Consider the following 9,856-nt stretch of genomic DNA (forward strand, 5'->3'; position numbering starts at 1 on the left):
CCGGGCCCCCTGCGGGCCCGCGCCCCCTGTCGGCCGACCGGACAGCGACCCGAAAATACCCATGTCCCTGATCCTCGCCTTCGACACCTCCGCCCCGCATTGCGCCGCTGCCCTTCTCGACGGCGAAACCCTCGTCGCCGAGCGGCACGAGCCGATGGCGCGCGGCCAGGCCGAGCGCCTCGTGCCGCTGCTGGAAGAGCTGCTCACCGAAGCCGGGCGCAGCTGGTCCGACCTCGCGGCGCTGGCGGTCGGCGTCGGCCCGGGCAATTTCACGGGCATCCGCATCTCGGTCGCGCTGGCGCGGGGGCTGGCGCTTGGCCTGAAGGTGCCCGCCGTCGGCGTCACCGGCTTCGAGGCCCTGGCCCATGGCCGGCCGCGCCCGCTGCTGGCCACCCTTCCGGCCCCGCGCGAACAGCTCTACGGGCAGGTCTTCACCGAGGGCGCCGCCCCGGGCGAGGCGCAGCTCTTCGCCGCCGAGGCCCTCTCCGCCGCGCTGCCGCCCGAGGGCTGCCTGCTGCTCGGGGCCGCGCCCGGCGCTGAGCCCGCGCCGCAGAACCCCGCGCCGCTGATCGCCCGCGTCGCCGCCAGCCGCCTCGGCCAGCCCGGGCAGCAGCCGCAGGCACCCGCGCCCTTCTACCTTCGCCCCGCCGATGCCGCCCCGCCACGCGACGCCCCGCCCCGGATCCTGCCGTGAACGCGCCCGACCCGGTCGCCCTGGCCCGCCTGCACGCCGCCTGTTTCACCACCCCGCGTCCCTGGAGCGCCGAAGAGATCGCCCAGCTGGCGGGCGACGATGCCAGCTTCCTGCTGCATCGCCCCGAGGGCTTCCTGCTTGGCCGGCAGATCCTGGACGAAGCCGAGATCCTGACCCTTGCCGTCGATCCCGCCGCGCGCCGGCAGGGAACCGGCCGCGCGCTGGTGGCTGCCTTCCTAAGCGAGGCCCGTCGCCGGGGCGCCGCGACGGCGCTGCTGGAGGTCGCCGCGGACAATGGACCGGCCATTGCCCTCTACGAGGCGTCGGGCTTTCGGCGCAGCGGTCGCCGCCCCGGCTACTACCGCACCCCCGAAGGCCTGAGAAAAGACGCTGAAATCATGAGCATCGCCCTCGGGTGACCCCCCGTCGCATCGCGTTTTTCCCTACCAAACGGTCAGAGAATGCTATTGACCACCCTCAGCCGCTCTGTCCTAAATCGTGAGGATCACTGAGATCTGACGCAATGGCCGCAGGCCCCGTCCGGCAGAGACGGCCAAGCAACTGGGAGACCCAAATGACCCTGATGACCAAGATCCTCGGCGCCGCCGCAACCGGCCTGGCGCTGACCGCAACCGCCTCCTTCGCCGACCCGGCGCTGATCTACGACCTGGGCGGCAAGTTCGACAAGTCGTTCAACGAAGCTGCCTTCAACGGCGCAACCCGCTGGGCCGCAGAGACCGGTGGCGAGTTCAAGGACATCGAGCTGACCTCGGAAGCCCAGCGTGAGCAGGCCCTGCGCCGCTTCGCCGAACAGGGCTTCTCGCCGGTCATCACCACCGGTTTCTCCTTCTCGACCCCGATTGCCAACGTGGCCGGCGACTACCCCGACACCAAGTTCGTCACCATCGACGGCTGGGTCGACCCGGAAGCCAACCCCAACGTCCTGTCGATCGGCTTCTCCGAGCATGAGGGCTCCTACCTGGTCGGCATGATCGCCGCCGCGGGCTCCGAATCGGGCACCGTCTCCTTCGTTGGCGGCATGGACATCCCGCTGATCCGCAAGTTCGCCTGCGGCTATGCCCAGGGCGTCAAGGCCGTGAACCCCGACGCCACCGTCATCGCCAACATGATCGGCACCGACCCGAGCGCGTGGAACGACCCGGTCAAGGCCTCCGAGCTGACCAAGGCACAGATCTCGCAGGGCTCCGACGTGATCTTCGCCGCGGCCGGCGCCTCGGGCCTCGGCGTGCTGCAGACCGCCGCCGATGAAGGCGTCTACGGCATCGGCGTGGACAGCAACCAGAACTACCTCTACCCCGGCGCGATCCTGACCTCGATGCTGAAGCGCGTGGACAACGCCGTCTACGACGCGATGACCGCAGGTGCCGATCTGGAAACCGGCGTGCAGGTCAAGGACCTGTCCAACCGTGGCGTCGGCTTCGCGCTGGACGGCTACAACGAGACCCTGGTCGACTTCGACACCCTCTCGGCCGTCTATGCTGCCGCCGGCGACATCGTTTCGGGCGAGATCGAAGTGCACGACTACGCGGTCGACAACACCTGCCCGGCCGTGGAATTCTGATCGGGCCGGCGGGGCACCCTGCCCCGCTCCACTTTGACAGGGGCCGCGGCCAAAGCGGTCCCTGTTTCCTTTCACGGGAAGCCGAACATGACTGCAGCAGCCTCCGAGAGTCTCCATCCGGCCATCGAGCTGAAGGGCATCTCGAAAGCCTTCGGCCCGGTCCAGGCCAACAAGGACATCTCCATCCGCGTCATGCCGGGCACGATCCACGGCATCATCGGGGAGAACGGCGCGGGCAAATCGACCCTGATGTCGATCCTCTACGGCTTTTACAAGGCCGACGCGGGCGAGATCTTCATCAACGGGCAGAAGACCCAGATCACCGACAGCCAGGCCGCCATCGCCGCCGGCATCGGCATGGTCTTCCAGCATTTCAAGCTGGTCGAGAACTTCTCGGTGGTCGAGAACATCATCCTCGGTGCGGAAGAGGGCGCCTCGCTGCGGCCCTCGATCGCCAAGGCGCGCAAGTCGCTGAAGAGCCTGGCCGAGGAATACGAGATGCACGTCGATCCGGACGCGCTGATCGAACATCTTTCCGTCGGGCACCAGCAGCGGGTCGAGATCCTGAAGGCGCTCTACCGAGAGGCCAACATCCTGATCCTGGACGAACCGACAGGCGTGCTGACCCCGGCCGAGGCCGACCACCTGTTCCGCATCCTCGACAACCTGCGGCGTGAGGGGAAGACGATCATCCTGATCACCCACAAGCTGCGCGAGATCATGGAAATCACCGACACCGTCAGCGTCATGCGGCGCGGCCAGATGACCGCCACCGTGAAGACCGCCGAGACCAGCCCCGAGGAGCTGGCCGAGCTGATGGTGGGCCGCAAGGTGCTGCTGCGCGTCGACAAGGAACCGGCCACGCCCGGCGAGGTCGTTCTGTCGGTCGACAACCTGAAGGTCGTCGACGACAAGGGCGTCGAGCGCGTGAAGGGCATCTCCTTCGAGATCCGCCGGGGCGAGATCCTGGGCCTCGCGGGTGTCGCCGGCAACGGCCAGTCCGAACTGATGCACGTCCTGGGCGGCATCATGGACGGCACCGGAGAAATCACCATGCTGGGCGCGAGCCTGCCGCTGTCGGGCAAGGGCTCGGACGGCGCGGCGCGGCGTGCGGCCTCGATCGGCAACGTGCCCGAGGACCGGCAGCGCGAAGGCCTGATCATGGAGTTCACCGCCTGGGAGAACACCGTCTTCGGCTACCACCGCGATCCGCAGTGGCAGAAGGGCCCGCTGATGGACAATGCGGCGATCCAGAAGGAAGCCGCCGCCAAGATGGAGCGCTTCGACGTGCGGCCGCTGGATCCGAACCTGAAGGCGAAAAGCTTCTCGGGCGGCAACCAGCAGAAGGTGGTCCTGGCTCGCGAGATCGAGCGCAACCCCGACCTGCTGCTGGTCGGCCAGCCCACCCGGGGCGTCGACATCGGCGCCATCGAGTTCATCCACCAGGAAATCGTCCGGCTGCGCGATGCGGGCAAGGCGATCCTGCTGGTCTCGGTCGAGCTGGATGAAATCATGTCGCTGTCGGACCGTATCGCGGTGATGTTCGACGGCCAGATCATGGGCTTCCGCGATCCCGCCGCCACGGACGAGCGCGAGCTGGGCCTGCTGATGGCCGGGATCTCGGGCGAGCCCGACACCGATGACTTCAAGGCGGTCGAGGAAAACATGGCCGCCGTCCAACAAGGAGAGGCACCGAAACATGGATAGGATGCCTGTCTGGGCCGATGTGGTCCTGATCCCGCTGATCTCGCTGCTGCTGGCGGCCCTGCTGTCGGCCCTGGCCATCTGGGCCATCGGGGAAAACCCCTGGGAGGCCTTCTCGCTGATGGTCGACGGGGCGCTGATGCGGTCCTCGGGCTGGGGGTACACGCTTTACTACGCCACCAACTTCATCTTCACCGGCCTCGCGGTCTCGGTCGCCTTCCACGCCAAGCTGTTCAACATCGGCGGCGAGGGGCAGGCGATCATCGGCTCGCTCGGCGTGGCGCTGTGCTGCCTGTTCATCCCCTGGCCGCACTGGACGCTGGCGCTGCTCGGCTCGACCGTGGCGGCGGCGCTGTTCGGAGCCCTCTGGGCGCTGATCCCGGCCTATCTGCAGGCCGCGCGTGGCAGCCACATCGTGATCACCACGATCATGTTCAACTTCATCGCCGCCGCCTTCCTGAACTACGTGCTGGTCAACCTGCTGCGCCCCGTCGGCGCGATGGAACCCGCCTCGGCCACCTTCCCGGCGGCCACCAGCCTGCCCGACTTCCGCGACATCTTCGCCGGTGGTGAGGGCGCGCTGTTCCGCGGCTCTCCGGCCAATGTGACCTTCTTCGTCGCCCTGGCGGCCTGCGTGCTGGTCTGGCTGCTGATCTGGCGCACCAAGCTGGGCTACGAGATCCGCTCGCAGGGCTATTCCGAGAGCGGCGCCAAATACGCCGGCATTTCGCCCTTCCGCATCATCATCGTCGCGATGCTGATCTCGGGCGGGCTGGCGGGCCTCATGGGCATCAACGTCACCCAGGGCGAGGCCGAACGACTGATCCTCAACTCGGCCGAGGGCGCGGGCTTCATCGGCATCGCCGTGGCGCTCATGGGGCGCAACCATCCCTTCGGCGTGCTGCTGGCCTCGCTGCTCTTCGGCTTCCTCTACCAGGGCGGCGCCGAGCTGGCGATGTGGACCTCGATCCCGCGCGAGCTGATCGTGGTCATCCAGGCCCTCGTCATCCTGTTCACCGGCGCCATGGACAACATCGTCCGCTGGCCTCTGGAACGGGCCTTCATGGCCCTGCGCCGGGAGGGCTGAGGCATGGACGAGCTGATCACCTACCTGCCCCGCTTCATCGCGGCCTTCTCGATCCTGACCTTCGCGGCGATTTCGCCCGGGCCTGCCGTGGCCTTCCTGCTGGGCGTCTCGGCCTCGCGCGGGCGCGGCGCGGCGATGGTCGCCACCACCGGCATCGCCTTCGGATCGACGACGATCAACGTGCTGACCCTGCTGGGCGTCGGCCTGCTGCTGAGCCAGATCGCCTGGGCCATGGAAGTGCTGCGCCTGATCGGGGCGGCCTATCTCTGCTGGCTGGCCTGGGGCGCCTTCCGCAAGGCGATCCACCCGCCGAAGATCGAGGCGGCCCGGGTCGCCCCGGCCAGTGCCTCGCGGCTGTTCACGGCGGGCTACCTGATGCAGGTGACCAACCCCAAGGCCATCGCCTTCTGGCTGGCCATCGCGGCGGTCGGCGCAACGCAGGGCGGCTCGGCCCTGGTGATCGCGGCCTTCCTGGCCTGTTCCTTCGTGATCTCCTTCACCTGCCACGCGGCCTGGGCGCTGATCCTGTCCTCTGCCCCCATGCGGCGCACCTATGCCGCCGGACGGCGCTGGATCGAGGGGGCGCTCGGCGTCTTCTTCGCCTTCGCCGCCTTCAAGATCGCCACTTCGGAGAGCTGACCCATGGACCTGATGACGATCCTGCAGATCCTCGACTCCACCGTCCGCCTCGGCACGCCGCTGCTGCTGATGTGCCTCGCCGGGCTGTTCTCGGAACGCGCCGGCGTGGTGGACATCGGCCTTGAGGGCAAGGCCCTGGCCGCCGCCTTCTTCTCGGCCGCCTTCGCCTACTTCTACGGCTCGGTCTGGATCGGGCTGATGGCAGGCGTCCTGGCCGCCGTCGCCTTCTCGCTGATCCACGGGCTGGCCTCGATCACCTTCCGCGGCAACCAGCTGATCTCGGGGGTGGCGCTGAACTTCCTCGCCTCGGGGATGACGGTTCTGATCGCGCAGACCTGGTTCGCCCAGGGCGGCCGCACCCCGACCCTGGAGGCCGGGCGCTACAGCAACATCACCCTGCCCTTCGCCGACATGCTGCGCGACGTGCCCATTATCGGCCCGATCTATGCCGAGCTGATCTCGGGGCATTCGATCCTGGTCTATGTCGCCTTCCTGATGGTGCCGCTGTCCTGGTGGGTGCTCTACCGCACCCGCTTCGGCCTGCGCCTGCGCGCGGTCGGAGAGAACCCGGCCGCCGTCGACACCGCCGGCATCTCGGTGGCGCGGCTGCGCTTCGCGGCGATCCTGATCGCCGGGGTGCTCTGCGGCCTTGCGGGCAGCTACCTCGCCACCGGCCTGCAGGCGGGCTTCGTGCGCGAGATGACCGCGGGTCGGGGTTACATCGCCCTGGCGGCGCTGATCTTCGCCAAGTGGCGGCCCTGGTACTGCCTCTCGGCAACGATGCTGTTCGGGCTGCTGCAGGCCATCGCGCTGCGCTACCAGAATATCGACCTCGGCGCCTTCGTGATCCCGGTGCAGTTCATGAACGCCCTGCCCTACATCCTGACCATCGTCATCCTGGCGGGCTTCGTCGGCGCGGCCATCCCGCCGCGCGCCTCGGGTGAGCCCTACGTCAAGGAGCGCTAGCCACCCCGGTTTCGCCTGACCGGCCCGCGCCACGGCGCGGGCGGTTTCATCCCCCCCGAAGAACGCTACCGGCACCACCCGGCGAGAGATTTTTCACTGCACCCTCTCGCCGTCATTGCGGCGTTGCAGCAGGCGCGCTAGGAGAGATCATGCAGATCTACCTCCCCATCGCCGAGGTCTCCGTGAACATCTACCTGCTGCTGGGTCTCGGCGGCATGGTGGGGGTCCTTTCCGGCATGTTCGGCGTCGGAGGCGGCTTCCTGATCACGCCTCTGCTGTTCTTCATCGGCATTCCGCCGGCCGTGGCCGTTGCGACCTCTGCCAACCAGATCATCGCCTCGTCGGTGTCGGGACTGTTCGCCCATCTCAGGCGACGCAATGTCGACCTGCGCATGGGGCTGGTGCTTCAGGTGGGCGGGGTCGTGGGATCCGGCGCGGGCGTGGCGCTGTTCAACTACCTGAAACAGCTCGGCCAGGTCGATCTGCTGGTCAACCTCTGCTACGTGGTCTTCCTTGGTGCCATCGGCGGGCTGATGTTCGTCGAGAGCCTCTCGGCGCTGCGCCGCGCCAAGGGCGGCGGCACGGTCAAGAAACGCAAGCAACGCGGGCTGGTGCATACGCTGCCGCTGAAGATGCGCTTCCGCACCTCGGGGCTCTATATCTCGGTCATCCCGCCGCTGCTGGTCGGCGCTGCGGTCGGTGTCCTTTCGGCGGTGATGGGGGTCGGCGGCGGCTTCATCATGGTGCCGGCGATGATCTACCTGCTGCACATCCCCACCAAGGTGGTGATCGGCACCTCGCTGCTGCAGATCATCGTGGTGGCCGCCTTCACCACCTTCCTGCACGCGGTGACCAACCACACGGTCGATATCGCGCTGGCCCTCTTCCTGCTGATCGGCGGCGTCGTCGGCGCCCAGTTCGGCACCCGCATCGGCGCCCGCCTGAAGGCCGAGCAGCTGCGGATCCTGCTGGCCCTCCTGGTGCTGGCGGTCTGCTTCAAGCTGGCACTCGATCTCTTCCTGCCGCCGTCGGAAATCTACAGCATCGCGGAGGTGATATGACCCGCCGCCTGCTGCCCCCGCTGCTGCCGCTGGTGCTGGCAGCCCTGCTGAGCGCCCTGCCCGCCATCGCCCCCGCCCAGGGCGTCGCCTCAGGGGAGGGTGCCGGGGCCACCGCTCCGGCAGAACAGCTGGTGCTGGGCCTGTCGCAGACCCGGGTCGCGATCACCACCAACTTCGACGGCTCCGAGATCCTGATCTTCGGCGCGGTCAAGCGCGAGGCACCGCAGATCGACCCCGGTGCCGAGGTCGTGATCACCGTCGCCGGCCCGACCGAATCCATCGCCGTGCTGCGCAAGCAGCGCGTTGCGGGGATCTGGGTCAATACCGACCAGGTGACCATCCGCCAAGCCCCCAGCTTCTATGCCGTGGCAACCACGGCACCGCTGGAAGAGGTGCTGACCGCCACCGAGGACCTGCGCCAGCGCATCTCGATCCCCCGCGCCGTCCGCTCGATCACCTCGCGTGACGAGGTGACCGACGAGGATGCCTTCGTCGAGGCACTGCTGCGCATTCGCCAGCGTCAGGGGCTCTACCAGCTGCGCGAAGGCACGATCCGCTTCGACGAGCAGACCCTGTTCCGCACCCAGGTGCCCCTGCCCTCAAGCCTGCCGACCGGCGTCTACACGGTGAATGTCTACCTGCTGCGCAACGGGTCCCTGGCAGCACGTCACGAGACCTCGATCCGCGTCGGCAAGGTCGGGATGGAGCAATGGCTCTATGCCCTGTCGCGGGAACAATCGGTGCTCTATGCTCTGCTGGCCATCGTGGTGGCGGTCTTGTCCGGCTGGGGCGCATCCGAGATATTCCGGCTCCTGCGCCGCCAGTAACGGCACGGAGGTCTGCTGCGGCCCCGCGCCCTTGCCGCGGGTCCCGGCCATCAACGTTCTGCAAACACGACAGGCGGGCCTTCGCGGGGGCATCGAGCCCCCTTGCAGGCAGGGGGCCAAGCCCTCCTCGCCCGGCTTGCGGCGGCACGCCCGGACCGGACCGGAGAGCTCAGGCCGTGCCCGGCTCGAGGGAAATGGTGTGTTCGCGCAGCCAGGCCATGAAGCCGCGCGGATCGCTGGTCAGCCGTTCCATCGCCTCATCGCCGATCACGTCGCCGACGATGGGGGCCTGAGGCTTGTTCAGCGAATGCACGATCTCGTGCAGCAGCAGGCCCTGGCGCAGGGTGGCCGAAATCTGGTTGGCCATCTGATACCAACGCGAATTGGCGCCGGTGAAGCGGATCGGCACGACCCTGGCACCGGACCGGCGGATCATCTGCGCGGTGAAGACGTTCCACTCGGCCTCGATGGCCGGGCCGAACATGCGCTGCGAGCTGGCCACCACGCCCGAGGGGAAAAGCGCCACGATACCGCCCTCCTTCAGGTGCGCCATGGCCTTGGCGCGCATCTCGATCATCTTCTTCTGCGCTTCCGGGTCATGCGGGAAGGGCACCGGGATCATGTAGGAGGAGGCAACCTCGTCGATGCCGGTCAGCACGGAACGGGTCAGGATCTTGTAGTCGAGACGGCGGCGGCCGATCAGCTCGGCCAGGATCATGCCATCGACCATGCCATGGGGGTGGTTCGCCACCACCACAACCGGACCATCGGCCGGGATCTTCTGCAGCTGCGCCTCGGGGGTGACGACGGGAATGCCCATAACATCCAGGCAGGCCTTCCAGAAGGCCTGGCCCTGCGGCGCGCCCTGACGCTCGAACTTGCGGATCAGACGCAGGATCGTCAGCTTGCCGGTCAGCCACTCCAGCCCGAGAATGGCATTGCGCTGCATCGGGTTGTCGAAGGTATTGGAATAGGTCAGCGAACGGCGGTCGTACCTGGTAAAGGTCACCGGTTCCGACGCACCCTGGTGCGCGTCCCGCAACTGGTTCTGGCTCTGATCTACCAAGAGGTCACCTGTCCGTCGTCTTCCGGTCCTTTATAGCGTCATACGCATGGCACCAGAAGTTCCGTCGCTACATTTCTTCCCCGAAGCGGTCTGCAACCAGACGCTCCAGAGCATCGGCAAGGGCCGCAGCATCGGGCCCCGAGGTTTCGACCTCAATAGAGCTTCCCTTGCCCGCTGCCAACATCAAAAGGCCCATGATGGAATCGCCGCCGGTGGACATGCCGTCGCGG

11 protein-coding genes are annotated in these 9,856 nt (G+C 67.7%); 9 read left to right on the forward strand and 2 right to left on the reverse strand.

Annotated elements, in window-relative coordinates:
- Positions 1–61: 61 nt before the first annotated feature.
- The 9 genes from tsaB (at position 62) to OS124_RS0119680 (ending at position 8,560) form a co-directional block, all read left to right on the forward strand.
- Entirely contained in the window at positions 62–694 is a 633-nt protein-coding gene (gene tsaB, locus OS124_RS0119640; protein WP_010141646.1) for a tRNA (adenosine(37)-N6)-threonylcarbamoyltransferase complex dimerization subunit type 1 TsaB, read from the forward strand.
- The gene (locus tag OS124_RS0119645) at positions 691–1,113 is read left to right on the forward strand and encodes a GNAT family N-acetyltransferase (RefSeq protein ID WP_010141647.1); all 423 of its coding nucleotides are present in this window, start codon (positions 691–693) and stop codon (positions 1,111–1,113) included. The genes tsaB and OS124_RS0119645 overlap by 4 nt, the downstream gene beginning before the upstream one ends.
- Before the next feature lie 155 nt (positions 1,114–1,268).
- Positions 1,269–2,276 (forward strand): BMP family lipoprotein, encoded by a 1,008-nt coding sequence (locus OS124_RS0119650; RefSeq protein ID WP_010141648.1) that lies wholly within the window; start codon positions 1,269–1,271, stop codon positions 2,274–2,276.
- 87 nt (positions 2,277–2,363) lie between these two features.
- Entirely contained in the window at positions 2,364–3,983 is a 1,620-nt protein-coding gene (locus OS124_RS0119655) for an ABC transporter ATP-binding protein (RefSeq protein ID WP_010141649.1), read from the forward strand.
- Positions 3,976–5,067 (forward strand): ABC transporter permease, encoded by a 1,092-nt coding sequence (locus OS124_RS0119660; protein ID WP_010141650.1) that lies wholly within the window; start codon positions 3,976–3,978, stop codon positions 5,065–5,067. The genes OS124_RS0119655 and OS124_RS0119660 overlap by 8 nt, the downstream gene beginning before the upstream one ends.
- 3 nt (positions 5,068–5,070) lie before the next feature.
- Positions 5,071–5,706, forward strand: a complete 636-nt coding sequence (locus tag OS124_RS0119665; RefSeq protein ID WP_010141651.1) for a LysE family translocator — start codon at positions 5,071–5,073, stop codon at positions 5,704–5,706.
- A 3-nt stretch (positions 5,707–5,709) separates the two neighbouring features.
- Positions 5,710–6,672, forward strand: a complete 963-nt coding sequence (locus OS124_RS0119670) for an ABC transporter permease (RefSeq protein ID WP_010141652.1) — start codon at positions 5,710–5,712, stop codon at positions 6,670–6,672.
- A 149-nt stretch (positions 6,673–6,821) separates the two neighbouring features.
- On the forward strand, positions 6,822–7,733 hold the full coding sequence (locus OS124_RS0119675) for a sulfite exporter TauE/SafE family protein (protein ID WP_010141653.1): 912 nt from the start codon (positions 6,822–6,824) through the stop codon (positions 7,731–7,733).
- Positions 7,730–8,560 carry a TIGR02186 family protein gene (locus OS124_RS0119680; RefSeq protein ID WP_010141654.1) on the forward strand — a complete coding sequence of 277 codons (831 nt, stop codon included), beginning with the start codon at positions 7,730–7,732 and terminating at the stop codon, positions 8,558–8,560. The genes OS124_RS0119675 and OS124_RS0119680 overlap by 4 nt, the downstream gene beginning before the upstream one ends.
- A 169-nt stretch (positions 8,561–8,729) precedes the next feature.
- Here the strand turns inward: OS124_RS0119680 and OS124_RS0119685 are convergent, their stop codons facing one another.
- Together OS124_RS0119685 and OS124_RS0119690 are read right to left on the reverse strand one after the other, a co-directional pair.
- Complete coding sequence (locus tag OS124_RS0119685; protein WP_050900930.1) at positions 8,730–9,626, reverse strand: lysophospholipid acyltransferase family protein; 897 nt, start codon at positions 9,624–9,626, stop codon at positions 8,730–8,732.
- 67 nt (positions 9,627–9,693) lie between these two features.
- A partial coding sequence (locus OS124_RS0119690) for an HPr family phosphocarrier protein (protein ID WP_010141656.1) occupies positions 9,694–9,856 on the reverse strand: 163 nt, incomplete at its 5' end.

This window comes from Oceanicola sp. S124 (assembly GCF_000220565.1).
In the GTDB taxonomy this organism is placed as follows: Bacteria; Pseudomonadota; Alphaproteobacteria; order Rhodobacterales; family Rhodobacteraceae; genus Pseudooceanicola.